Origin of the sequence: Rhizobium sp. BK529 (assembly GCF_014194105.1) — a bacterium.
Taxonomy (GTDB): Bacteria; Pseudomonadota; Alphaproteobacteria; order Rhizobiales; family Rhizobiaceae; genus Rhizobium.
In genome coordinates, this window is the sequence record NZ_JACIAU010000003.1 from 313,156 (window position 1) to 338,404 (window position 25,249).

The 25,249-nt window shown below is 58.7% G+C and carries 24 protein-coding genes; 14 read left to right on the plus strand and 10 right to left on the minus strand.

What is annotated here, in order from left to right; genetic code table 11:
* Nucleotides 1-19: 19 nt before the first annotated feature.
* From FHX08_RS21440 to FHX08_RS21450, 3 genes are read left to right on the plus strand one after another with little or no spacing between them, the layout of a single operon-like run.
* On the plus strand, nucleotides 20-736 hold the full coding sequence (locus FHX08_RS21440) for a heme-copper oxidase subunit III family protein (protein WP_184327614.1): 717 nt from the start codon (nucleotides 20-22) through the stop codon (nucleotides 734-736).
* A 7-nt stretch (nucleotides 737-743) separates the two neighbouring features.
* Nucleotides 744-1,109, plus strand: coding sequence for a cytochrome C oxidase subunit IV family protein (locus FHX08_RS21445; RefSeq protein WP_132656600.1), 366 nt, complete (start codon nucleotides 744-746; stop codon nucleotides 1,107-1,109).
* Between the two features lie 27 nt (nucleotides 1,110-1,136).
* Entirely contained in the window at nucleotides 1,137-1,727 is a 591-nt protein-coding gene (locus tag FHX08_RS21450) for a dienelactone hydrolase family protein (protein ID WP_132656601.1), read from the plus strand.
* Between the two features lie 22 nt (nucleotides 1,728-1,749).
* Here the strand turns inward: FHX08_RS21450 and FHX08_RS21455 are convergent, their stop codons facing one another.
* Nucleotides 1,750-2,568 carry a DUF2189 domain-containing protein gene (locus FHX08_RS21455; protein WP_132656841.1) on the minus strand — a complete coding sequence of 273 codons (819 nt, stop codon included), beginning with the start codon at nucleotides 2,566-2,568 and terminating at the stop codon, nucleotides 1,750-1,752.
* A gap of 569 nt (nucleotides 2,569-3,137) precedes the next feature.
* Between FHX08_RS21455 and FHX08_RS21460 the strand changes: the two genes are divergently transcribed.
* The 9 genes from FHX08_RS21460 to FHX08_RS21500 all read left to right on the plus strand — a co-directional run bounded on the left by FHX08_RS21460 (nucleotide 3,138) and on the right by FHX08_RS21500 (nucleotide 13,215).
* On the plus strand, nucleotides 3,138-4,658 hold the full coding sequence (locus FHX08_RS21460) for an alpha-N-arabinofuranosidase (RefSeq protein ID WP_132656602.1): 1,521 nt from the start codon (nucleotides 3,138-3,140) through the stop codon (nucleotides 4,656-4,658).
* A 62-nt stretch (nucleotides 4,659-4,720) separates the two neighbouring features.
* Entirely contained in the window at nucleotides 4,721-5,806 is a 1,086-nt protein-coding gene (locus tag FHX08_RS21465) for an ABC transporter ATP-binding protein (RefSeq protein WP_132656603.1), read from the plus strand.
* Nucleotides 5,807-5,944: 138 nt separating this feature from the next.
* Entirely contained in the window at nucleotides 5,945-7,213 is a 1,269-nt protein-coding gene (locus FHX08_RS21470; RefSeq protein WP_132656604.1) for an ABC transporter substrate-binding protein, read from the plus strand.
* Between the two features lie 100 nt (nucleotides 7,214-7,313).
* Complete coding sequence (locus tag FHX08_RS21475) at nucleotides 7,314-8,147, plus strand: carbohydrate ABC transporter permease (RefSeq protein ID WP_132656842.1); 834 nt, start codon at nucleotides 7,314-7,316, stop codon at nucleotides 8,145-8,147.
* Nucleotide 8,148: 1 nt separating this feature from the next.
* Nucleotides 8,149-8,973, plus strand: coding sequence for a carbohydrate ABC transporter permease (locus tag FHX08_RS21480; protein ID WP_132656605.1), 825 nt, complete (start codon nucleotides 8,149-8,151; stop codon nucleotides 8,971-8,973).
* A 165-nt stretch (nucleotides 8,974-9,138) separates the two neighbouring features.
* The gene (locus tag FHX08_RS21485; RefSeq protein WP_132656606.1) at nucleotides 9,139-10,062 is read left to right on the plus strand and encodes a transcriptional regulator; all 924 of its coding nucleotides are present in this window, start codon (nucleotides 9,139-9,141) and stop codon (nucleotides 10,060-10,062) included.
* A 220-nt stretch (nucleotides 10,063-10,282) separates the two neighbouring features.
* Nucleotides 10,283-10,750: an MEKHLA domain-containing protein gene (locus FHX08_RS21490; RefSeq protein WP_132656607.1), complete on the plus strand. Its 468-nt coding sequence runs from the start codon at nucleotides 10,283-10,285 to the stop codon at nucleotides 10,748-10,750.
* A gap of 234 nt (nucleotides 10,751-10,984) precedes the next feature.
* Nucleotides 10,985-12,946: an elongation factor G gene (locus FHX08_RS21495; protein WP_132656608.1), complete on the plus strand. Its 1,962-nt coding sequence runs from the start codon at nucleotides 10,985-10,987 to the stop codon at nucleotides 12,944-12,946.
* Between the two features lie 176 nt (nucleotides 12,947-13,122).
* Nucleotides 13,123-13,215 (plus strand): nuclear transport factor 2 family protein, encoded by a 93-nt coding sequence (locus FHX08_RS21500; protein WP_245508351.1) that lies wholly within the window; start codon nucleotides 13,123-13,125, stop codon nucleotides 13,213-13,215.
* A gap of 30 nt (nucleotides 13,216-13,245) precedes the next feature.
* Here the strand turns inward: FHX08_RS21500 and FHX08_RS21505 are convergent, their stop codons facing one another.
* The 5 genes from FHX08_RS21505 to FHX08_RS21525 form a co-directional block, all read right to left on the minus strand.
* Nucleotides 13,246-13,950: a DUF899 family protein gene (locus FHX08_RS21505; RefSeq protein ID WP_132656609.1), complete on the minus strand. Its 705-nt coding sequence runs from the start codon at nucleotides 13,948-13,950 to the stop codon at nucleotides 13,246-13,248.
* A 252-nt stretch (nucleotides 13,951-14,202) separates the two neighbouring features.
* Nucleotides 14,203-14,844 (minus strand): CDP-alcohol phosphatidyltransferase family protein, encoded by a 642-nt coding sequence (locus tag FHX08_RS21510; protein ID WP_132656610.1) that lies wholly within the window; start codon nucleotides 14,842-14,844, stop codon nucleotides 14,203-14,205.
* On the minus strand, nucleotides 14,841-15,233 hold the full coding sequence (locus FHX08_RS21515) for a hypothetical protein (RefSeq protein ID WP_184327615.1): 393 nt from the start codon (nucleotides 15,231-15,233) through the stop codon (nucleotides 14,841-14,843). Before FHX08_RS21515 ends, FHX08_RS21510 begins: the two co-directional genes overlap by 4 nt.
* Nucleotides 15,233-16,180, minus strand: a complete 948-nt coding sequence (locus FHX08_RS21520; RefSeq protein WP_132656612.1) for a phosphatidate cytidylyltransferase — start codon at nucleotides 16,178-16,180, stop codon at nucleotides 15,233-15,235. The genes FHX08_RS21515 and FHX08_RS21520 overlap by 1 nt, the downstream gene beginning before the upstream one ends.
* Nucleotides 16,177-16,821: a lysophospholipid acyltransferase family protein gene (locus tag FHX08_RS21525; RefSeq protein ID WP_132656613.1), complete on the minus strand. Its 645-nt coding sequence runs from the start codon at nucleotides 16,819-16,821 to the stop codon at nucleotides 16,177-16,179. Before FHX08_RS21525 ends, FHX08_RS21520 begins: the two co-directional genes overlap by 4 nt.
* A 521-nt stretch (nucleotides 16,822-17,342) precedes the next feature.
* On the opposite strand from FHX08_RS21525, the gene FHX08_RS21530 reads away from it, so the two are divergent.
* Together FHX08_RS21530 and FHX08_RS21535 are read left to right on the plus strand one after the other, a co-directional pair.
* Nucleotides 17,343-17,846, plus strand: coding sequence for a cupin domain-containing protein (locus FHX08_RS21530; RefSeq protein ID WP_132656614.1), 504 nt, complete (start codon nucleotides 17,343-17,345; stop codon nucleotides 17,844-17,846).
* A 69-nt stretch (nucleotides 17,847-17,915) separates the two neighbouring features.
* Complete coding sequence (locus FHX08_RS21535; protein WP_184327616.1) at nucleotides 17,916-18,101, plus strand: hypothetical protein; 186 nt, start codon at nucleotides 17,916-17,918, stop codon at nucleotides 18,099-18,101.
* 517 nt (nucleotides 18,102-18,618) lie between these two features.
* On the opposite strand, the gene FHX08_RS21540 is transcribed toward FHX08_RS21535, so the two are convergent.
* The 4 genes from FHX08_RS21540 to FHX08_RS21555 form a co-directional block, all read right to left on the minus strand.
* Nucleotides 18,619-20,883 (minus strand): glycosyl hydrolase family 95 catalytic domain-containing protein, encoded by a 2,265-nt coding sequence (locus FHX08_RS21540; RefSeq protein ID WP_184327617.1) that lies wholly within the window; start codon nucleotides 20,881-20,883, stop codon nucleotides 18,619-18,621.
* A 2-nt stretch (nucleotides 20,884-20,885) separates the two neighbouring features.
* Complete coding sequence (locus tag FHX08_RS21545) at nucleotides 20,886-21,983, minus strand: ABC transporter ATP-binding protein (protein WP_184327618.1); 1,098 nt, start codon at nucleotides 21,981-21,983, stop codon at nucleotides 20,886-20,888.
* 37 nt (nucleotides 21,984-22,020) lie between these two features.
* Complete coding sequence (locus FHX08_RS21550; protein ID WP_184327619.1) at nucleotides 22,021-23,055, minus strand: LacI family DNA-binding transcriptional regulator; 1,035 nt, start codon at nucleotides 23,053-23,055, stop codon at nucleotides 22,021-22,023.
* Between the two features lie 140 nt (nucleotides 23,056-23,195).
* Nucleotides 23,196-25,247 (minus strand): alpha-amylase family protein, encoded by a 2,052-nt coding sequence (locus tag FHX08_RS21555; RefSeq protein WP_132656620.1) that lies wholly within the window; start codon nucleotides 25,245-25,247, stop codon nucleotides 23,196-23,198.
* Nucleotides 25,248-25,249 lie beyond the last annotated feature (2 nt).

Consider the following 25,249-nt stretch of genomic DNA (forward strand, 5'->3'; position numbering starts at 1 on the left):
CTGAATTAGGAGATTGTAGATGACGCGGATCATGCAGACACATGGCGAGACCGACCTCAAGCCGGGCCTGCGCGGTGTTGCCGCCGATTTCAGCTCGGATCAGCGCGCCTTCAAGTCAGCCTCCTGGGGCAAGGCGATGATGTGGATCTTTCTTTTGAGCGACACCTTCGTCTTCGGCTGCTTCCTGATCGCCTACATGACTGCCCGCATGTCGACCCCCGTCCTATGGCCCAATCCGAGCGAGGTCTTCGCGCTGCACATCGGTGGCCAGGACATTCCGCTGATCCTGATCGCGATCATGACCTTCGTGCTGATCTCCAGCAGCGGCACCATGGCGATGGCGGTCAATTTCGGCTATCGCCGCGAGCGCTACAAGACCGCGACGCTGATGCTGCTGACAGCGCTTCTGGGTGCAACCTTCGTCAGCATGCAGGCCTTTGAATGGACGAAGCTGATCACCGAAGGCGTACGCCCCTGGGAGAATCCGTGGGGGGCGGCACAATTCGGTTCGTCCTTCTTCATGATTACCGGCTTTCACGGCACTCATGTCACCATCGGCGTCATCTTTCTCCTGATCATCGCCCGTAAGGTCTGGCGGGGCGATTTCGACGAGGGACGGCGCGGCTTCTTCACCAGTCGCAGAGGCCGCTATGAGGCTGTCGAGATCATGGGGCTTTACTGGCACTTCGTCGATCTAGTCTGGGTCTTCATCTTCGCATTTTTCTATTTGTGGTGAGGTGGTCATGAGCGAGACAACGGCGCACGCACAAACCCAAACGGCGCATGCCCAGGCGCATCCCGGACAGCAGCACCCGATCCGGCTCTATCTCCTCGTCTGGGGCCTGCTCTTCGTGCTCAGTACCGCGTCCTACATGGTCGACTATCTCGGCATCCAGGGCTATCTCCGATGGGCGCTGATCATTGTGTTCATGATGCTGAAGGCCGGGCTGATCGTCGCCGTCTTCATGCACATGGCCTGGGAGCGGCTGGCACTGGTCTACGCCATCCTGCTGCCACCGCTGCTGGTGCTGGTTTTCGTCGCGCTGATGGTATCGGAATCGCACTATACGATCTTCACCAGGCTCGCCTTCTTTGGTGCAACGCAGTAGAGATACTGGTCGTTGGGGAAGGATCGTATGGCTGAGGTTTTGTTGTTCCATCACGCGCAGGGGCTGACGCGAGGTCTGCGCGCGTTCGCCGATGACCTGCGTGCAAAGAACCACATCGTTCATACGCCTGATCTCTTCGAGGGGCGCACGTTCTCAAGCATTGACGAGGGGCTCGCCTACATTGGTGAGATCGGATTTGACGCGATGAGGGAGCGTGGCGTCCGCATCGCCGACGAACTGCCGCCCGAGCTTGTCTACGCCGGGTTCTCATTCGGAGTGTTGCCGGCGCAAGAGCTGGCGCAGACGCGATCTGGAGCGCGCGGGGCTTTGCTCTTCTACTCCTGCCTGCCGATCAGTGGCGAGTGGGCCTTCGGACCCTGGCCGGACGACGTTCCGGTTCAGATTCATGGTATGGACAACGACCCGATCTTCGTCGGCGAGGGTGATATCGAGGCCGCTCGTGAGATCGTGGAGAAGGTCAGGGATGCGGAGCTTTTCCTGTATCCCGGCGATCAGCATTACTTCGCAGACAGCTCGCTGCCGTCCTATGACGCGGATGCGGCTGGGTTGCTGACCACTCGCGTGCTTGATTTCTTGGATCGCACGACATCTCCCTGATAAGGAATGCTCCCCGGGCAATTCATAGAGCGTTGGCCGCTGCCGGCTCAGGTTCCACGACCTTGCGATAGAGATGCCAGGTGGCATGTCCAAGCACAGGGATGACGATAGCCAGACCGGCGAAGAACAGGGCAAAGCCGGCGACGAGGAGCGCCGTCACGATCAGGCCCCAGAGCACCATTTCGACAGGATTGCAGACCACGGCCCTCATCGACGTAAATATCGCCGCCGCTGCGCCCGCATCGCGATCGAGAAGAAGGGGAAAGGCGATGACCGTGGTGCACAACACGACGAGAGCAAAGATGAAACCGACGGCATTGCCATAGAGGATTAATCGCCAACCTCGATCGGTGGTGAAGACCTCATTGAAGAAGCTTAGCAACGATTCCGGCCGCTCGGGCCCGAACAGGCTTAAATAGAGTTCCCTTGCCGAGAAAAGCCACCCCACGAAAATCGCGACCAGCATGATGCTGATAACAAGAATGGCCGGCATCGCCGGGGAACGCCAGACCGCAAGCGCATGCAGCCAGGACGTGTCAAGACCGAGTTCCCGCCTGCGGCTGATTTCATAGAGACCGAGTGCGGCGACCGGACCGAGGAGGGCAAAGCCCGACATCAGGGGAAAAAGCAGCGGCAGCATGTTGGCGCCGGATGTCCACCGCGCGATCAGGAGTCCCGCAACTGGATAGATCAGGCAAAGAAAGACATAGTGCGACGGCTTGTCCCAAAAATCAGCCAGCCCCTGCTGCAGGGCCGCGACGACATCGGCCGCGCCGATGCGCCGCACGTTCGGATAGGCCGCGTTAGCGTCAGCACCCGTAATCACATGAAAATGGGCCATAAAATGTGTCATGACAGTTCCCCCGATCTCGCCGCCGACAGCAACGATCAGAATGGACGCCGGCGAACAACCGGGCCATGGGACCAAGAGCTGCACGCAAAATAAGTATACGCTTACCAGTGAAGCCTGACCAGCGGCCCGCTGGCAGCCGGTGGACGGAAATGCTCGCTCGCAGGATGCCTGCGTCTCTTGACGTCAAACACTGTCTGCCGATTTGCGCCAGGTCGAAGTGCGACGCACTCTAGACGAAATCATCGAGTGAAATCGTAATCGGTCAGACAAGCATCGCGTCCAACGCAGCAGAATCTCTTACTGCCGTTTCTCACTTATCCGTCGGTTTTGAATCCACTCGAAAGCTCGGGTTTGGCATTTGCGAATTCTCCCATCTATTTTTAGGGCATTTTGCTTCCCACGCCGCGCATATGGCTGGTTTTCCCTGATTTTCAATGGCTTAGGCATTCTGTTTCATAAACTAAATCTGATTTTTTGATACAAAACAAAATACTTGATTAAAAAAATTTCCCAGAATAGCTTCTCGAAAAATCAAATTCAATAAACGAGGAACATCCATGCGAGCTAAGGCGACCCTGAACAGGGAATTCACTATCTCGAACGTCGATAAGCGTGTCTATGGCTCCTTCCTGGAGCATATGGGCCGTGCCGTTTACACCGGTATTTATGAGCCGGGTCACGAAAAAGCTGATAAGGACGGTTTCCGTACCGATGTTCTTGATATGGTGCGCGATCTCGATATGCCGATCGTACGCTATCCGGGCGGCAACTTCGTCTCGGCCTATCATTGGGAAGATGGCATCGGTCCGCGCGACCAGCGCCCGACGCGCCTTGATCTTGCCTGGCGGACCCGCGAGACCAACCAGATGGGCGTCAACGAATTTGCCGACTGGTCGAAGCTCGCCAAGACCGAAATGATGCTCGCCATGAACCTCGGTTCGCGCGGCTTGAACGATGCCCGTAATTTCCTCGAATATTGCAATCATCCGGGCGGCACCTATTGGAGCGACCTGCGCGCCAAGCACGGATACAAGGACCCGCACAACGTCCGCATCTGGTGCCTTGGCAATGAGATGGACGGCCCCTGGCAGGTCGGTCACAAGACAGCGACGGAATACGGTCTGCTGGCCAATGAAGTCAGCAAGGCCTTCAAATATTTCGACAAAACGCTCGAAACCGTGGTCTGCGGCTCGTCGAACGACAAGATGAAGACCTATCCCGAATGGGAAGCGCAGGTTCTCGATGCGAGCTACGACAGCGTCGACTATATCTCGCTGCACAAATATTTCGGCAACGAGGAAAACGATACGCTGAACTACTATGCCAAGGCGATCGAGCTCGACCGCTACATCGTCACGATCGGCGGCGTCATCGACTACATCAAGGCGAAGAAACGCTCCAAGCGCGACGTGAAGATCTGTTTCGACGAATGGAACGTCTGGTATCACGACCGCAAGGAAGACGATCAGCGCTACAAGAACTGGGATTGGCCGGAAGCACCGCCGCTGCTCGAAGAGCTCTACAATCTCGAGGACGCGATCTTTGTCGCCTCGCTGCTCAATGTCTTCATCCGCCGCTCCGACCGTGTGAAGATCGCCTGCATGGCGCAGCTCGTCAACGTCATCGCGCCGATCCTGACCAAGGCGGGCGGTCCAGCCTGGCGCCAGTCGATCTACTACCCGCTGCAGTTCGCGTCGAAATACGGCCGTGGCACGGCACTGACAGTATCCTCGTCAGGCCCGACCTATGATTGCGAAGTGGCGCAGGATGTTCCCTACCTCGATCTTTCGGCCGTGCTGCACGAAGACGGCAAGAGCATTGCGCTCTTTGCGATCAACCGCAGCCTCGATGAAGCGCTCGATCTCGACGTCGATCTGCAGGGCTTCAAGGGCGTCAAGGTCGTTCAGCATCATACGATGGTCGGCGAGGACCTGAAGGCGCGTAACTCCGTTGAGGATCAGAACCGTATCGTGCCGAAGGCAGGATCCAGCCTGCAGGTCACCGACGAAGGCAGGCTGACCGGATCGCTGCCGGCGAAATCCTACCATTTCATCCTGCTGTCAGTCGCTTCGGCGTGAGTTGATTGCCATCGGGGCAGCGGAGGAGGCTGCCCCGTTTGGAGTGCCAATCGGGAGGATATATGTCTGGGATAAAACTGACTGATGTCAGGAAGTCGTTCGGCTCCTTTGCCGTCATTCACGGCGTCGATATCGAGATCGAACAGGGCGAATTCGCGGTTTTCGTCGGCCCCTCCGGCTGCGGAAAGTCGACGCTGCTGCGAATGATTGCCGGGCTTGAGGAAACGAGCGGCGGCCAGATCAGGATTGAGAATGAAGACGTGACCCACAGGGAAGCGTCGAAGCGTGGCGTTGCCATGGTCTTCCAATCCTATGCGCTTTATCCGCATCTTTCGGTTTTCGAAAACATGGCCTTTAGCCTGTCGATCGCCAAACGGCCGAAGGCGGAGATTCAGGAGAAAGTGAAGGCGGCTGCCGATATTCTTCGCCTGACAGATTATCTCCAGCACAAGCCGAGCCAGCTCTCGGGCGGCCAGCGCCAGCGTGTGGCGATCGGCCGTGCTATCGTGCGCGAACCGCGGGTTTTCCTGTTCGATGAGCCGCTCTCCAACCTCGACGCCGAATTGCGCGTGAAGATGCGCATGGAAATCGCCCGGTTGCATCGGCAGATCGGCGCCACCATGGTCTATGTCACCCATGATCAGGTCGAGGCGATGACGCTCGCTGACAAGATCGTCGTCTTGAAGGAGGGCGTTGTCCAGCAGGTCGGCGCACCCTTGGAACTTTACCGCAATCCGCAGAACATGTTCGTCGCCGGCTTTATCGGTTCGCCGGGCATGAATTTTCTGAAGGGCAAGGTCGTGGCCACCGGTCAAGCATCGGCGCGTGTCGAGCTCGATGACGCGCCGGGGCAGACCTTCGACCTGCCGACACGCAGTCCGGTCGCAGAAGGTTCAGCCATCAATGTCGGCGTGCGGCCCGAGCATATCGGCCTCGGCGCCTCAAATGGCGGCCTGACGCTGCCCGTCACGGCCGAATTCACCGAGGAGCTTGGCGGTACCGGATATCTTCATGTGCTGACCGAAACCAATGCGGAGATGACGGTCGAGTGCCGCGAAAGCAGGCCTCAACCGAAGGAGAAGATCAGCCTCTCACTGAGAGTGCCTGAAATGCTGGCTTTCGACGCCGAAGGCAGAAGGCTCAGCTGATTGAACGGAAGTCGGATCGGATCCGGAGACTGGAAAGGAATGCAGGAGATCTGACGCGCACCTTTGGAGGAGGTTCGCGACAAGAGAGGCCCCGTACCGCGGGGTGACCGTAACCCATGATTTAGAGGAGGAACAAACGTGAGAAAGCTTCTAAAACTCGCCGTCTCGGCAGCCATCGCATTGCTGCCCTCGGCGGCCGCATTCGCGCAGACGGACATTACTTGGTGGGACTTCTTGAGCGGTGGCGACGGCGTTCGCATGAAGGCGCTGATCAAGGAATTCAACGACACGCATCCCGACATCAAGATCAATGCCACGACGCTGGAATGGGGCGTGCCCTTCTATACCAAGGTGCAGACGTCAGCCGCCGTCGGCCAGCAGCCAGACATCATGACCTATCACATGTCGCGCTATCCGCTGGCCGTGCCGACCGGCATCCTGCGCCCCTTTACCGATGAAGAGCTGGCATCGGCCGGCATCAAGAAGGAAAATTATGTCGATGCCGCCTGGAAGCAGGCGACGTTCGACAACAAAGTCTATGGCATTCCCTTCGACGTGCATTCGATCGTTCTCTATTACAACAAGAACATCCTGAAGGAAGCCGGCCTGCTCGGTGATGATGGCCTGCCGAAAGGCCTCGACGGTCTCGACAATTTCAACGCCGCGCTCGACAAGATCAAGGCGACGGGCAAGGTCGAATATCCGCTGTCACTGCATACGGATGAAGGCGGTTCCATGTGGCGCGTCTTCTATACGCTGCTCTCCCAGCAAGGCGCCAAGTTCATCGACGGCGACCAAATCCTGCCGGGCGATGCCGGGGTCAAGGCGCTGAAGACGATGGCGAACTGGGTCTCCGGAGGGTATTCGCCGAAGCTGATTTCCTATGAAGCTTCGATTGCGCTCTTCACCTCCGGCAAGGCAGCGTTCCACATCAACGGGGTCTGGGAAGTACCGACGATGACCGACCTCGCCAAGAAGGGCGAACTCGGCTTCGAATGGGGCGCCATCGAAATCCCGAACCTGATGGGCACGCAGGCCACCTGGGCGGACTCGCATTCCTTCGCCGTTCCGAACAGCGAGAGCAAGCCGATTACGCCCGAAAAGCTGAAAGCCGTGCTGCAGATCATCGCGTGGATGAACGAGCACTCGATCTCCTGGGCAAGCGCCGGCCATATCCCTGCTTTCAAGCCGGTGACGGAGAGCAAGGAATTCAAGGAAATGCAGCCGAACGCCACTTATGCAAAGCTTGCCAATACCGCCGTCTTCGATCCGGTTTCCAAGCTCGCAGGTGTTGCCGGCCCGATCTACGAAGCAACCCAGAACTTCGTGGTTCCGGCACTCAACGGTCAGCTCGATCCGGAAGATGCGATCGACCAGATGCGCGAAGAGCTGGAAAGCCAGAAGTAAGGAGACCCTGGCCGGAGCCCGCCTCCGGCCAGTCTTTCGTCCAGGGAGATGATCTGTGGTCAACACTGAAAAGCGACGCAAGACGCTGACGGCGATCGTCATGATCGCGCCGTTCCTGATCGCCTATGCGATCGTCTTTGCCTATCCGGTCTACAAGATGTTCGCCTTGAGCTTTACCGACGCGCCGCTCGTCGGCGAAGGCCAGTGGGTGGGCTTCGACAATTACGTGAAGCTCTTCCACCAGAAGCTCTTTTATACCTCGGTCTGGAACACCGGCTATTTTGTCGTGCTGACGGTCATCCCGAATACGCTGATCGGCCTCGGACTGGCGCTGATGGTTGTTCGCTTGAAAGGCTGGGTGCAGAGCGTTGTACTCGTGCTCTTCTTCATCCCTTATATTCTTCCTGTTTCGGTCGTCACCCAGATCTGGAAATGGGTCCTCGACCAGCAATTCGGCATTGCGCAATTCGTCATCGAAGCCTTCACAGGCGCGCGCATCAGTGTCTTCCGCGACCCGATCTGGGCCATGCCGATGGTGGCGCTCGTGACCGTCTGGTGGACCAACGGCTTCAACCTGCTGCTCTTCATCGCGGGTCTGCGCAACATTCCCAACGACTATTACGAGGCGGCCATGCTCGATGGCGCGACCCGCTGGCAGTGCTTCAAGCGCATTACCTGGCCGCTGATCTGGCCAGTGACCGCGCTGGTGCTGACATTGCAGTTGATCCTGCAGCTCAAGATCTTCGACCAGGTCTATCTGCTAACCGAGGGCGGGCCGTTCAACTCCACCTACGTGCTCTTGCAGCTGGTCTATCGCGAAGCTTTCCGGTCGAACCATGGCGGGCTCGGCTCCGCGGTCGCGGTGATCCTGTTTCTGATCATCGTCGTTGTCTCGGTGCTGCAATATCAGCTTTTGCGTGTGAGGGAGCGCTGAGATGCCCGGCAAGACAATCGGCAATGCGCTGCTGCTCATCCTTACGCTGGTGATCGCCTGCACCTGGGCCTTCCCGATCTATTGGGCGATCGTCACATCCATCAAGCCGGAACAGGATGTCGTCAATAAGACTACCCTCGTTCCCGACGTCCTGAACTTTTCGGGCTATTATTATGCGCTGTTCGAGACGAAGCTTTCGACGTGGTATCTAAATTCCATCGTCACATCGGTGACGGTGACGGTGGTCGTCATCCTGATCAGCGTCATGTGCGCTTACGCGCTGTCGCAGATCGTCTTTCCCGGCCGCAGGCTTCTCTACGGCATCATCCTGGCTAGCTTCATGGTGCCTTCACAGGCACTGGTGATTTCGCAATTCGTGCTGATGCACAAGCTGAACCTGATCAACACCTGGGGCGGCATTATCCTGCCGCAGCTGATCGTTCCCGTTGTCGTCATCGTCTATAAGCAGTTCTTCGATTCCGTACCGAAAGAGCTGCGCGAAGCGGCCAAGCTCGATGGCTGCGGCGAGTTCCAGATCCTGTTCAAGCTTTATCTGCCGCTGAATTGGGGGATTACCACGGCACTCGCTATCATCACCTACATCATGGCCTGGAACGCCTTCCTGTGGCCGTTCCTCGTCACCAGTTCCGACGACATGATGACGATTACCGTCGGCATTACCCAGACGAGAGATGCGTTCGGCGTCAAATATGCGCGCGATATGGCCGTCGCCATCCTCGCCGCTATGCCGGTCGCTCTTGCCTATTTGCTGTTCCAGAAGCGTGTGACGCAGGCCCTGATGCTGTCATCGGGCATCAAGGGATAAATGCATGGGAAACTGCTTCCGGGCCGAGGTGAGAAGGCCCAGCCGGTCCGCGACAGCTCTCCCGAGGCGCGGACCGGCGCTCATGAAAAAGAGCGGCGACATGGGACATGACGCCGTGATATCAGCTGAAACCGACCAGAAAGACTGGAGAACCAGTATCAAGGCATGGAGACGAAACTTCTAACCGTCGATCCGATGCGGGACGTTGACGTCGTCCAGGCTCTCGGCTCCCCGACGCGTATCGAAATCCTCAACCTGCTGCGCCAGAAGGGGCCGCTGAATGTCAATGACATCGCGGCGCAGATGCGCTTGCCGCAATCGACGACGGCAACCAATCTGAAGTCGCTCGAGCAGGCGGGCCTCATCCAGACCCAGACGATGAAGGCGACGAAGGGAAATCAGAAGGTCTGCTCCAGCATCTATGACGAAATCCTGATCCGCTTCGATGCCAACGGTACCAAAGCGAGCGAGGATGTGGTTACCGTCAGCATGCCGATCGGTCTCTTTACGGAATTCGACGTTGGCGCCCCTTGCGGTCTCTGTTCGGTCAACAATGTCATCGGCATGCTCGATGTGCAGGAGGTTTTCCTCGATCCGCAGCGCATGCAGGCGGCGTTGCTCTGGTTCACCCGCGGTTATGTCGAATACAAGTTCCCGAACAATGCCAAGGTCTCCGGCAAGAAGATTCGCAAGGTGGAATTCTCGGCAGAGCTGAGCTCGGAAACCCCAGCCACGAACGCTAACTGGCCGTCCGACATTTCCATCTGGGTCAACGGCATCAAGGCAGGACACTGGACTTCGCCTGGTGATTACGGCGATCGCCGCGGCATGTATTCCCCTGCCTGGTGGAAGCTGTCGGGCTCCCAATATGGCAAGCTCAAGACCTGGACGATCGACGAGACGGGCACCTGGATCGACGGCGCCATGGTCTCGACCCAGACCATCGCCTCACTCGGCATAGCCGACCATCACTCGATCCGCTTCCGGATCGGCATCGACGAAAAGGCCGACAATCCCGGCGGCATGAACCTCTTCGGCAAGGGTTTTGGTGATTTCGACCAGGATCTGGTCATGTCGATCTATTTCTGACAAACGGGCATGCATGGTGGTCACAGCAAGGGTTTGCGGCGCGCGTGGACAGCCGCATCCACCGTCCTGCCGGGCCTTTAACTTCATCCAAATCTACAAGAATTACTTTGTGCCGAATTGACGCCCGCTTGCATTGATACGGCTCGCCGCACCGGTGCCACATCCCATGACTAAATCGGAGCAGGGCTCGTATAGCGGTCGCACCGGAAAAGGAAACGAGATGCAGTTGAACGGCGAACTGAATCCGAACGACCCAGAATTCTTTGAACTCCTCACAGGCAGCTTCCGCCGTCTTGTCGGCAGAGATCTTCTCCCCAGGGATCGCGGACCTGAATGGCTCTATGGCGATGCCCCGTTCGTCGTCCTTGCACATAATACCGCGCCGGATCCCGTCTTTGTTTACGCCAATGGCGCAGCACAAAGGCGGTTCGGATATAGCTGGAGCGAGTTTGTAAAGCTGCAATCGCGGCTCTCGGCGGGCCCGAGCGAAAGGACGGAGCGCCAGTCGTTGTTGGATGCGGTAACGCAAAACGGATTTATGACGGGCTACCGCGGTTTGCGGGTCACAAAGTCCGGAAGCCGCTTCTGGATGGAAGACGGAATAGTCTGGCAACTCCGGAGCCCGGAAGGTCAGGATTTTGGCCAGGCCGCGACATTCTCGCAGTGGGTCGAGGTGCCGACCCTCTAAACCGGTGGGCACGCCGCCGGCACGATTGAGATCGGGAACTCTTCGCTCCGGTTTTCTCTTCGCGAGCGCGTTTCTCGGTCATCTCCGTTATTGCGTGCAGGATGAGAACTTTTTTCAGAAAATGCGTTCCGGCTCGACTGTGAGCGTTGTGAAACTGACCTCTGGCGCCTTGCAGCGGTTCAGGGCATCCTATGATGGCTGAAAATTGTGTTCATGGCAGTTGGAGGAATGCCGATGCGCTGCTTTACCGTGCTTGGACCCTCGCAGACCGGAAAATCGACAGTGGTGGAAAAGCTCGGCTCGCTGGAGGGGGCGCCGAGGAAATCCAGCTCCCCTTATGGATTGAACCTCACAGAATTCACCTTCAGAAACGAGGCGTGGTGTGCGCTGGATGCGCCAGGGCCTAACGAAGCGTTGGCGCATGTACAGCATGCGCTTCTTGCCAGCGACGCGTGCATCCTATGTGTTTCACCGGCTCCTGAGGAGGCTGTGCTCGCCGCGCCCCATCTGCGCATAATCGAGGCCTCGGAGACGCCATGTATCCTCTTCGTCAATCAGATGGACGAACCGAGAGGGCGGCTAAGGGATCTGATTGCAGCCCTTCAAGACTACGCCAGCCACACCCTTCTGCTTCGCCAGATTCCGATTCGAGAGGGAGACAGGATCGTAGGCAGCTGCGATCTGATTTCGGAACGGGCGTGGCGCTATCGGGAAGGCCAGACTTCGGCGCTGATCGCAATCCCCGAAAGCGCCGCCGAGCGCGAGCAGGAAGCGCGCAGCGAGCTCCTGGAACACCTGTCCGAATTCGATGACTGGCTTCTCGAGGAACTGATCGAAGATCGGAAACCGCCGAGCGACGCGCTCTATGCCATTTCATCGCGGATTCTCAGGGAAAACAGGATTATCCCAGTCCTGATCGGTGCCGCAAGTCATGGCAACGGCATCATGAGGCTAATGAAGGCACTGCGCCACGAGGCGCCGTCGGTAGGGGTCCTTCGACAACGCCTGGCTCATGCGCGCAATGTCGATGAAAACAAGCTGACCGCCGTGAGCTTCCATGCCTTTCATCGTCAGAATATCGGCAAGACGGTGCTGGTGCGTGCGTTTGGTGAGGGACTGCGTCAAGGCGCATTACTGGGCGGCTCCAGCCTCGGCGCCGTGCAGGATCCCGTAAACGGACGGTCGAACTCCGCGATCGTGCCTGCATCCGGGAATGTCTTCGCGACGGTCAAGTCCGACCACTTGCCCGTCCCGTCGCTGTTGACATCAGACGCAGTGGTTGCCCCGCCTGAATGGACGGAGCCACCGACGCCAATGCTTGAGAGGATCCTGGTCCCGGGCAGTGAACGCGATGAAAACAAGCTCTCTGAAACACTGGCAAAACTTTCCGCGACGGATCGCGGTCTTGTCGTTTTGCAGGAGGAAGGCACCGGCGCCCAGCTCATCTGCGTCCAGGGCCCGGTACATCTGCGCGATCTCTGCCGGACGCTGTCCGACGTCTTCCACATCGACGTGACCGATCGAACGCCCAGCCCGATCTACCGCGAGACAATCGCGAAGCCGTCCGAGGTTCACTACCGGCATCGCAAACAGACCGGCGGTGCTGGGCAATTCGCGGATGTTAAGCTGAGCATTCGCCCTAACGAGCGCGGCCGGGGCTTCACCTTTAACGAAACAGTCAAGGGTGGCGTCGTTCCGCGCAACTACATCCCTGCCGTCGAAGCAGGCGCGCGCGAAGCGATGGAGAAAGGGCCGCTCGGCTTCCAGGTCATCGATGTCGGCGTAACGCTGTTCGATGGTCAGCACCATGCCGTCGACAGTTCGGAACACGCCTTCAGGACTGCGTCGAAAATGGGAGTGCGACAGGCGCTTTCCGAAGGGGCGGCGGTTTTAATGCAACCGGTCTTCCGCAGCGAAATTCACATTCCGTCGATCTATTCCGGCAGCCTCGTTCAGATCGTCTCCGCTCTCAAGGGGCAGGTTCTCGGCTTCGATAGGGATGAAACCGCTAAGGGATGGGATATCTTCCGGGCACTTATTCCCGGCGGCGCCCTTGACGATCTGGCGCGGGCGCTGCGTTCGGCGACGCAGGGTATCGGTTACTTTACCAAGACCTTCGATCACTTTGAGGAGCTATACGGCAAGGAAGCGGACGCCATCGTGAGGGCACACGAGGAACGAAGCGTCGCACACTGAAACGTTCGCGCCACTTCATGCTCGTTCGCAGAATGGGGCTCATGTCGTTTGACGGTGAAGCAGGTCCTTTCTCACTTTGTGTGAAGCGGTGGTAGCATTCGTGCCCTCAGTAGTTCCGGACCTGTCCGACATACATGGCGCACGTTCAATCGGGTGAAGTCGTCGCCGAGGTCCCGATGGCGCTCCGCGTGACGGAGGTCTTCCGACGTGAAGACGGCGAATGGAAGCTCGTCCATCGGCACGCCGACACGTCAAAATCCGACTCATAGCCTCGCGACCGACGACTGCAGTGATCGTGCTCAGTAATTGAGCTTCGGGTACCAGTCGGTACCGCGGCCGGCCGGCGTCATGTCCAGGATGTTCCAGAGCGGTGCGATATCGACCGCCCCTCTTGGATCCTGGCCGGGGTCCGCAGCTTCGGCTGGCATCTCGCCATTGTAGAAGACGCGGACATCTTTCCCGTCCTTCTGGTAGACCGTGAACCCCGGATTTTCAGATCCGTTGTCGTTGAGCAAACCCAGGTCCCGGGCATAGTCATCGCCGACGGTCTGGACGAAGTCCAGGTCGCGCCAGCCGCGTTCGATGGCGAAGGCGCGTTGGCGTGCCACCGGGCTGCGACCGATGATCTTGAAGGCAACCCGTTGCTTGACGTCGGCACCGTTGCCGTTCGCTCCGCCAAGGAAGTTCGTGCACATGGGGCAGGGCCGTTCGCGCTGCGGGCCGAACATCCAGAAGTACGTCACAAGCGTATCGTGATGCCCGAATAGGTCTGCCAGGCCGACTTCGTTGCCGTTTTCGTCCCTGAAGCGATAGTCCTTTTGGACCACCGGGCCTGGAGGCAGACGGCGGCGCTGCTCCGCAAGCCTCGTGAGATGTCGCCGGACTTCGATTTCCTCCGCCAGCAGGGCCGTCCTCGCCTCGGCGTATTCCGGACTTTCGTTCGTGAACCTGCTCGCGCGTTTTTCCGCCAGTTCCTTCGCGGGTCTCAATTCGCTCGTATCCATGTGCTTGCTCCTTTGATCCATTCTGGCCGTCTCGCGATCCGATCAGCCTTTCGGCTATTTCGCGTCTGCTGTCTGAAATGGGCGAATGCGCATGCTGGTTTCACGCGCTTTCCTCTAATAGACGCACGAGGAGTTTCGTTCTCGACAAGGACAAATGCTTTTTTTGGCGAGGAGATCTTTCCACCTAGACCGTCCACGCTTACTCAATCCGACCTTTGAATTTTGCTCGCTTCGCTGCCCGATGGGAGTAGGTCAGCGAGCCTTCAGGTTGGTCACCAATGTCTTCGAGCGACGGATCGTGGTCAGAGCCGCTCCCAGCGTGATGATGGAGAGACCGACTGTCAGGATCTCGTTCTCCCCGCCCCACAGGGGCTCAAGAAGAGACGCCAGTCCCGCCACTGTGATCACCGCCATTCGATGCTGCTTTGCCATCGGGCCTGAAAAGTCGCCCGGGCTACCCGTGGCGCGGCCGAGCTCTCGGACGTAGGCCGTCAAGACGGCGAAGGCTCCCGCTGCCCAGCCAAGCCCCGGCATGTCGATGCCATATCCAACTCCCGAAAATATCATCAGGTCCGCGATGCGATCTGGAAATTCGTTCCAGAAGGGACCGTCGGCCTCTGCCTTTTTGCCTTCGACTGCGACCATGCCGTCGAATAGATTGCAAAGGAGGCGTGCCTGGCAGAATAAGACGGCCAGCAGCAGGGACCCGATACGTAGTGTTCCAGTTGTCTGTCCCGCCACATAGAAAGCGCCGCCTGCGATTGCCGCCACCAGCATGCTGGCTTGGGAGATCTGGTTCGGCGTGATCGCACGCGCGGCCAGCCATCGGGCAATTGCGCCTGCCCAGCGGGTATTGCGGCTTGCCAGAGGTCTCCTGTCACCTGACTCCATCATGTGTCGAAACCTCGCCTAGCGGAAGTCGAACAATTGTAGATCGTTGCATAAGCCGTAGACACGAGCAGCGGCAACGCGATCGTCCTGACTATTTCCGGAGTGCCGCTCGCCGCATGAATCGCCACCAGAATACTGGCGGAGCCAAGGCACGCCACCAGGGGCGGTGCCCAATACCTTGTTGAACCGCTGAAGCGGCTGGAAAGCCAGTCGATGACCGATTTCAGAAAGAGCGTCAGGCAGGCCGATATCGTCCCCTGCACAAGGCCGGCATGGAGCGGTGCCGGCATTGTATGGCTGCGATTGGCAAAGGCTGCCCAGCCCCCCATTGCCAGGAAGGCGAACAGGACATGCGCTGCTGAATTATGCAAGAGGCGCTGCAGGACAGACATCACAGAGACCACCAATAGCGCGTGAGGTGAAAGAAAATGGGCGCCGAAAAGACGACAGAATCCAGTCTGTCGATCAACCCACCATGGCCCTCGATGAGATTGCCCCAATCCTTGACGCCACGGTCGCGTTTGATCGCAGACATGACCAGCCCCCCGAAGAAACCCATCAGCGTAATGACGAAAGCCAGAATGCCCGCTTGAAGTGGCGTGAAGGGTGTAATCCACCAGAGGCCCGCTCCGATCAGTGTCGCGCTGATAACGCCGCCGCCGAAACCCTCGACGGTTTTGGATGGCGACAGTCTTGGAGCGATCTTCGTGCGTCCGAACAATTTGCCCCAGACATACTGCAAGACGTCACTCAGCTGGACCACGATCACCAGAAAGGCGATCAACAGCACGTTGCGGCCCTCGTATCCAGGGATATTCAGCGTCAGGAGCGCCGGCACATGGGAGGCGCAGAAGACACAGATCATCAACGCCCACTGTACTTCCGCGATACGAACAAGGAAGCGTTCCGTATCACCCCGAAGTACCGAGATGATCGGCATCAGCAGGAAGGCATAGACGGGAATGAAGATCGAAAAGATACCGTATTGTTCAGCCCAGAGCAGACAATACTGGATTGGAACGACGAGGAAGAAAGCTGCTGCAAGCGCCCAATGATCCGCCTTTCGAGTGTTGATGAGGGTAACGAATTCGCGAAGTGCTGCGAATGAGCAAAAGCTGAATAAGATCAAGACGCCGATACGGCCCGCTGTGAAGGCTATGCCGATCAAAATGACCATGACCCACCAGGCCTTGATCCGTGCATTGAGGTTTTCGACAGCCGAATTCGAACCGTTCGGCGAAAGGCGTTGCTGCAATATATAACCGACGACCGACGCGAAGATGAGCACGCAGAAAATGCCAGCTACGAGCGTCATCAGATCGGAATTCGCGTCACTCATTCCCGACCGCCTATCGTGTTCGGAGAAAGAGCCAGAAGGGCGGCCTGCATCCGTTTAAGAAAGACGTCCTTGTCCTCGACCGGCATGATCCGTAAAGCGCTGCCGAAGGTAACCGTGCAGATCAGCGGTATCGGAACGATCTCTCCCTTTGGCATGACGCGGTTCAGATTGCTGATCCAGACCGGCACGAGATTGATGTCGGGGCGCGCCGCCGCCAGATGGAAAATGCCGCTTTTGAACGGAAGGAGCAGTGCATCGGACTGGTTTCGTGTACCCTCCGGAAAGAGAATCAGGGAGTAACCGGCATCGATTGCCGAGACCATCTGCGTGACCGGATCTTCCGTCCGCCTGTCCCGATCCCTCGCAATCAGCACCGCCTTAAAGACATCACTACCGATGAATCGATTGAGCCGGGACTTCAGCCAATATTCTGCCCCTGCGACCGGCCGGCTCCGACGTCGCAGCCTTGGCGGCAATACCGTCCAGACCAGAACGAAATCGCCGTGGCTGGAGTGGTTGGCATAATAAACGCAGGGGCCTGAAGGCAGGCCTTCGTCGGGCCATGCGGCGCGGACGGCCGTAACTGCGCGCGCGAATAAGACGATAACCGTCGCCACGGCCTTTGTAAGCAATGCCTTCATTCATCACTCTGTTAACGGTATCCGCGCCACGAATGGAAACTCTAGCATTGTCATTGGTGGAGAAAAGGTGCTTTGGCGGAGTTCAACCGAAAGGCGTATGCCACCAAGCAGGTCGAACCTTCACAAGTGAGCGGGTCGCAGAAGCGGGCAGGACTTCAAGGAGTGGAACCACACCGTTGACATGAAGGGTTGGTGCAGACGAAGGCGGACAAGTCAAACATTGCGGCGGACAAATAACGCCGCCTGCCGAGGCTAAGAGGAACAAATGAGAGCTGGTGGGGTTGAGGCCCCACACAGCAAAGGAAGGATCTCATGGACCATAGCAATCATGTTCGGCTGGCACCGGATGAACCGATCCCGGCAAACCGTCGTCATAGACGTCGGCGGCTTCCTCGGCTGGACAAAAGGCCAGCTCAAAGACATGCCCGAGCATCGGGATTGAAGCGAAGCCCGTTCTAAGTGTCGGGTTTTCCGCTCCGCCGGGTTACTGTTTCGCGTGTGTTTGTTATGATGAGGATGACATGGAAGCGCAAAAGATCTTTTTTGAGAAAAGCGACTGGGTGCCGAACAACCAGACGCTTCCGGTTATCGTCTATCGTGAAATCTTCATCTGCGATGACGGGTGTGAGGAATTCGCGCGCCTGTTCACCTCGCACGGATGGGAAGGGGTATGGCGCGATGGCGTTTTCGATTATCAACACTATCACGCGGGCGCCCACGAAGTGCTTGGTGTCGGAAAAGGAACGGCGAAGCTGCTGATCGGCGGCCCTACCGGTAAAGTGTTGGAGTTGCACCCGGGAGATTGTATCGTCCTTCCTGCGGGGACGGGACATCAAAATCTGGGCGCGAGCAGCGACTTTCAAGTGGTCGGTGCCTACCCGCCAGGCCAACACGCCGATATTCAGACAAGCGCTGCGACCGCAGAACTCCTCAAGACGATCGCCAAGGTCGCGTTGCCCGAAACAGACCCGGTGCAAGGCGCCTCCGGCCCGTTGTTCGAGGCTTGGCATCTCGGCGATAAGTAAGGCAACCGGTTCGGGACTATCGGCTTATTGTCAGCAAGCAGTATTTTTCATCACAGGTGCGGAGACCAGGTGACCTTGGCCGGCAACAGTCATCTGCGTGTGAGTAATAACAAATTCGCAGGAATTGCTGATCGCATGATTAGCGTACTGCCATTTCACCTGCGTAAGCGGCATTCATCAGGGCGCGTAGGCGTCATAGCAGGTTTGATGATCCAGATAGATCGCTTTGATATCGATCCTGCGACGCAGGAGTGAAATTGGCCCTCGTCATTTGCCACAGGCATCTGATGCTATGAGACGGCAACTGCTGGATCACCAAATGGATGGGATTTCGCGATCAACATGATCAGTCAGTGCAGGCCTTGCAGCCTGTTGCGCCGCTCACTCAGCAACTCGTGTTGGACCAGATTTCTCGCCTCATCCGATAGACCGTTCGACCCGAACAAACCGAGTTCGGACAAGCGCGCTTCAATGTCCTTGGGAACACTGTCTGCGTCGTGCTGGCAAAGCCGCACGAGCCACTTCCATTCGTCGCTGGTGAGATCCCTTCGTGCGACCATAGGTGCTTGCCTCCAAAAACATAGGTATCTACAGATAAGTACCACAATTCACGCGGTAAAGCAGGCCGTTTCATTGCGTCGAGCGACGGTCCATGAACCGGGCATTCCTCCAGAGTCGCTCTTGCCGTCGTAACCTCGATGTAGGCTTCGACCGCTGGAGAAGTCCTTATCGACGGGAGGAGCATGGAACGGCAATTTCGCCATCTTTTGCGTCACCCTGCCGTAAGGCCTTCAGACGAAAATATGCTTCCGTTGTTGGTAAAGACCTCTCCGGTGGCAAGATCGATTTCGTGCCTCTCGTTGCGAAAGCGAAGAACCGTGCTTGCATCGCGCGACGCGGTGAGGCTGATCTTCACCGGTCTGCCGTTCTCCCAGTCCAGGTCGAGAATCATGGCGCCTCGCACACGCAGACCGCGGAGTTTGCCTTGCGGCCATGCTCCGGGCAGGGCAGGGAGCAGGTGAATTTCACCGGGGCGCGATTGCGCGAGCATTTCAAGGATGCCCGCAGCGCCGCCGAAATTTCCGTCGATCTGGAAGGGCGGATGGGCGTCGAAAAGATTGCCATAGGTGCGCTCCGGACTGATGAGCCGCTTGACGACGTCAAGCGCGTGATCGCCATCGCGAAGCCGCGCCCATAGATTGATGCGCCAGCCAATGCCCCATCCCGTCGCGTCATCGCCGCGGATTTCGAGAGAGCGGCGGGCGGCCGCGGCAAGTGCCGGTGTCTTGTCCATGTCGATCTGCCAGCTCGGATAGAGGCCGTAGAGATGCGAGACATGGCGGTGATGGATCTCCGGCGCCTGCAGGTCCCAGTCATCAAGCCATTCCTGCAATTGGTCGGCAGCGCCGATCCTGTCGGGCGGCAGGCGAGGCAGGACACGGTCGATCTCGGCGACCAGCGTATCCTCCCCGCCGATCGAGACTGCGAGCGGGCGCAGGAGTGCGAGGAAATCCCGGATGATCTGGTTGTCCATTGCCGGGCCTGCACAAATCGAGGCGCCAAACGGATGGACATTTTCAGGCGAAAGCGAGGGATTGGTCACCAGATAATCGGTGCCGGGGAAGGGAACCAGCATATCGAAGACAAATTCTGCTGCCGCCTTGGCAACCGGGAAAAGCCGCCGACGCAAGACATCGGCGTCATCGAGATAATCGCTGACATCGAGCAGCTGCGCCATAAGCCACGCACCACCTGTCGGCCAGAGGCCCCATTTGGCACCGTCGATTGGCCCGGTCGCGCGCCAGAGATCGGTATTGTGATGCATGACCCAGCCGCGGGCGCGGTAGTGCACCGCAGCCATCTCGTGGCCGGTTTCGGCAAGCTCCTCAGCCATCTCGACGAGTGGTTCGATGCATTCAGGCAGGTTGGCCGGAACCGGCAGCCAGTAATTCATCTGCAGATTAATATTGGCGGTGTATTTGCTGCCCCAGGGTGGATCGGTCTCATCGTTCCAGATGCCCTGCAGATTTGCGGGCTGCGTACCCGGTCGGGATGAAGCGATCATCAGGTACCGGCCGAACTGGACGTAGAGCGCTGCCAGTGCGGGATCATCACCTTCGGCAAAGCCCGCAATGCGGCGGTCGGTCGGTTGCGACGCTGCCCGTGTCGTACCAAGATCGACAGCGAAAGTGCGAAACAGTCTTTGATGTTCGGCAATATGCTCACGGCGCATGACCTCGATGCTGCGACCGGCGGCCTTCGAAAGGCGCCCGGCAATTGCCCCCTCCGGATCGCCCGAGACATCATCATAACGCCGGAAGTTGGTGGCGGCATCGAGCAGGATCAGAAGCTCGTCAGAGCCATTGACGGAGACCATACCGTGGGAGCAATTCAGGCTTCCCCCTCTCGCGATCACCCTGATGCCGAAGGCGAAGCGCAAGGCGGCGGGAATCCCCCATTCCGCCTTGCCGGTGCCGGAGAAGGTCAGTCCTGTGACGTCATGATCGACGCATTGCCCCTGTTGCGGGCTGTCAAGCGATATTCGGCACCCGATGGCTCCAGGCCGGTCAGCAGACAGGCGCACAACCAGTACGCCATCAACCGCGGACACAAAGGCTTCTCGAAAGAAGGTGATGCCGTCGGCGATATAGGATGTAGTGGTGATCGCGGTATCGAGATCGAGCGTGCGACGATAGCTGCCGACGGTTTGCGAATGGAGCAGATCTATATGAAGATCGCCGACCGGCTGATAGGACATCTGCTTTGGCGGCCGCGCCATCAGATGTTCTTCAGCCAACGCTTCCGCGTCCGCATAACGGCCGGCGAAGATTAACTCTCGCACCGTCTCCAGATGGCCGTAGGCATCGGGATTGACCGGCTGGTAAGGTCCACCGGCCCAGAACGTAGCTTCGTTGATCTGCAGCCGCTCGGAAACGGGATCGCCGAAGACCATCGCGCCGAGCCGGCCGTTGCCAAGCGGCAGTGCGTCCGTCCAGAGCCGGGCAGGTTTGTCGTACCAGAGAAGGTTGTCCGCCATGGTCATTCCGCCGGAATGCTGTTTGCCGGTCTGACATCGCGAATGCGCAGGCCGCCGACGCTGAAGAGCAGCGCCTTCCGGCTTGGAAAGCCGACGTTTACGTTTTGGCCCGGGCGCAGGGCCTTCTCCGAGCGGTCCTCGACAACAACGGACTGGCCTGACGCGAGGCTTCCGTAGATGAAACGGGTTCCGCCGAGGTTTTCCACGACATCGACCGTGATTTCGATCATGCCGCCGTCCACGCCCTGTCCCGTGAAATGTTCCGGACGGATACCGACCTTGACCGGCATGTCCTTGCCCGGGCCGATCATCCCGGTCTTGAATACCGTGCCGCAATCGAGCTTGACCATTCCATCCGCACCAAGCTTGCCATCGAGGAAATTCATCCGCGGCGAACCAATGAAGCCGGCGACGAAGAAATTGTCGGGATCGGCATAGAGCGCATCCGGCGTCCCGGCCTGCTCGATCTTCCCGGCGCGCATAACGACGATCTTGTCGGCGAGCGTCATCGCTTCCGTCTGGTCATGGGTGACATAGATCATTGTAGCGCCGAGACGCCGGTGCAGCTTGGCGATTTCGACGCGCATGGAGACGCGAAGTTCCGCGTCAAGATTCGACAGCGGCTCGTCGAACAGGAAGACCGCCGGGTTGCGCACGATCGCCCGGCCGATCGCGACGCGCTGGCGCTGGCCGCCCGATAGTTGCGCCGGCTTGCGCTTTAACAGCGGCTCGATCTGCAGGGTCGCAGCAGCTGCGGCGACGCTTCGGTCGATATCTGCCTTGCCCATACCGGCCATACGCAACGAGAAGCCGATATTCTGCTCCACTGTCATATGCGGGTAGAGCGCATAATTCTGGAAAACCATGGCCACGCCGCGTTCGATCGGATCCGCCTCGTTCACGCGCCGTCCGCCGATTGTGAGATCTCCGCCGGTGATCTTTTCAAGGCCGGCGATCATCCGCAGCAACGTCGATTTTCCGCAACCCGAAGGGCCGACGAAGACCGTGAAGGAGCCGTCCTCGACGCTCAGGTTCAGGCCCTCGATTGCCCGGAAGCTGCCGTAGGACTTGTCGATATCTTGCAATTCTACGCTGGCCAAAGCTTCCTCCCTTTAACCGCCTGGCGGGCAGAACGCGTCACGTGATCCGCCGCGTCGAACCTCGCAAAATGATGTCACATTCAAGAACGACGCTGCGCGTCGCCCCTCCCGACGGTTCCGTCAGTCGTTCCACGAGAATGTCGGTTATGGTTTCTGCGATGCTTGCGACCGGCTGAGCGACGGCAGTAATGCCGGCCTCATAGAGCCGGAAGACTGCGACATCATCGAAGCTCGCAAGCGAGATATCCTCGGGCACATGCCGGCCGTTTTCCTTCAACCAACTCAGTGCCCCGACGGCCATGCCATAGTTTGCCGAGAAGATCGCTGTCGGCGGGCGTTCCAGCGACATCAGCCGCTTGGTCGCCTCGTAGCCGCCATCCATGCGCCAGTTGCCGCGCGCTGCAAGGGTCGGATCGATTGCTATGCCCCGATCGCGAAGTGCCTGCTCGTAGCCGCCAAGCCGCTCGATACCCGAGGAATTGCGTGGATCTCCGGTCAAGATGCCGATGCGCGTGTGGCCGAGGTCTATCAGATGATTGACGATGCGATGGCTGGCGCGATGGTTTTCTACCATGACGCGGTCGGCTGCCAGTCCGCGCACGTCGTTATTGTAGAAGATGATCGGAATGTCGTGATGGATCAGATCATCGACCCGATCATAGACTTCGGCCGTGCCATCCATGACGAGTGCGTCGACGCGCTGCGCGGCAAAGAAATCCAGCGCCTCGGCCACCACGCGCGGATCGCCGCCATGACAATAGGTCAGGAGCGCCCGGCCGGTCCGGCGCACCGAGTGGGCGAGATGTTCCAGCATCCGGGCATGGAATTCGTCAAAGGTCGGCACCAGGAAGCCGATCATATGGGTAAGGTCTGTGCGGATCGAGGCGGCCGCGGCATTGCGCCTGTAACCGAGATCCTGGATCGCTCGCTCTATCTGCTCCCGGTTCGACCGGCGGATCGTCTGGCCATTGAGATAGCGGGATACGGTGCCGACAGCGACGTTTGCCACTCTGGCAACATCGATGATTGTGGCTCCGCGCCGCCTTCCGGCCGTCTGGTCCGTTTGTCGCATATCGAGCGGGCTCCTGCACGCATTCCTGGGAAATGGCGCCGGATCCGGCGCCTTTCCGTCGTATAGCCCAGCACTCCGCCGCTCACCAGTATTGTAGCCGGCAAGAGCAAAGTCCGACCGTTGCCTGACCCCAATCTGCATTACGCGCCTTCGAACACCACAGCGCTATGGATGCGCAAGCGTGGAACCGTGATGCTGATGGCGCCATCATCGTCGGCATTCCAGGCAATATCCTCGCCCGTCATGGCGTCGAAAACACGCTTCGGTTTTGCGGGCAGCCGCACAGTCGCGTTGACCGGGCCGATCGCGGGAATGTCCTCGATCATCTCCATCACGCGGGACGAGCCGTCGTCGCCGCGCACGTCCTTGCCCCGGATCTGCGGTGGGCCGTAGAGCAGATGCAGGATATGGCGGTTATGCTCGATCTGGCGTGTCAGTGTTGCCCGGCCCGATGAGGGCAGGTCGGTGACCATGGCTGGATTGGGAACAAGGCGGTTGAGAAGGCCGCGAACGACATATTTATAGAGTGGCTGGCCCATCGCCCGGTATAGGCGGAAGATTGGATAGGCAATGTAGGCCGCCCCCTTGTGTTCGGAGACGGCCGCGCCCAGCATATCGGCATTCGGGTCGTCGGGCGCGTGCTGATGCGAACAGAAGTGCTTGTAGGAACGGTTGAAATAAGAGGGATAGATACCTGCCAGTACCATCGCACCGACTGAGCGGACGGTTTCTGCATCGTCGTAGAGCACAAAGGCCGTTTCCGGCATGGACGGATCAAGATCCTTGCCGGCCTTGATATAGCTCGGCTTGAAGGCGATCGGGGCGGCCTCCCGTTCGAGACCGAAATCCACGGCAAATTTGCGGTCCGCGCCAAGGCCCGAATGCCAGGATGCCAGAAGCTTTCCGCCGCCGGCGAGATAGGATTTCAGCCTTGCTGCGAGCGCGGCATCGACAGGGATTTCATCTGGCAGGATCAGAAGCCGGTATTGTTCGAAGCGGCCGGAAAGATCGACGACGTCGAAGGGACGCTTCAATTCCTGCAGCATTTGGGCGGCGCCATCATCGCTCGGATGGTTGCGGGCGCCTTTCGGATTCATGTGTTCGGCCGAAAGGATAGCGATTTCGGAAATCTGCTTTGCGCCCTCCAGGAAAGGTTCCATCTTCTCGACCCGATGGTAGGCCGGTGCGATCGAGGCATAGGTGTCAGGGTTGATCGCGCCATTCGGATGCAGCTGGTCGCCGACAAGGCATTTGGAGCCAAGAGCGATCATCTGGGCGCATTCGTATTCCAGCGCATCGGGATGTTTGAACCCTCCGAATTCGCCCCAGGACGTGTGGAACTTGCCGGTATGGGCGAGAAAATCCATGCCGAGCGTGGCTGCATAACGCGCGCTCGAAGGGAAGTGATCGTATCCCCAGCCGCCGGTCGGCAGGCTTTCGAGCTCGAGATGCGAATAGGTCGAGAAGCGGTCCGGTCCCTGCTTGTGAATATGGCCGCAATTATAGAAGACGCGCAGGTTCGGAAATTCCGCAAACAGCGCTTCACTGGTTTCGCGGCGAAACTGCTCGTTGACGGCCTCGTCGTTCTTCAGCCGGTCCGCGGGATTTTCGGGGTCGAGCCCTTCGCACAGCATGCGTTCGACGCAGGCCGGGCAGACGCAATCCGGCGTCAGGATGATGTCGAAGAAGAGACCCTGCGTCGGATAGTTCCGCGCCACTTCGCGTGCCTGTTCGAGGATGTAGTGCCTGAGACCCGCGTGGTTCAGGCAGAGCGTGTGCCAGGCGGGGCTGAGCTGCTTGCCGGCGGAAGGATCGGCCGGCCGGTCATGATGGTAGCGGTTCGAGGCGCTCATGGCGCGCCATTCCGGATGTTCTCGCGCCGTCAGTTCATCCCACTGCACCGAGATGTAGATCGGGCTTTCGATATCGGCGGCGGCCAGCGCCTTCACCATGTCGCCGAGCAGGTCCGGGCGGGCAAGCTGCGGATGCGGCTTGCCGACTTTGGTCGGATAGTAGGACCAGCCGTGATGGCACTTGGCGAAGATAGTGATGGAATCGACATGGGCTGCCTTCAGCGTCGAAACGAAGGCCTCCGGATCGAAATCGGCGCCGATGCCGGGAATATGTTCCGACGTATGGAAATCAAGATGGATCTGGCGGTAGCGCAGCGGCTTGTTCGTGGTCTTGGGCATGA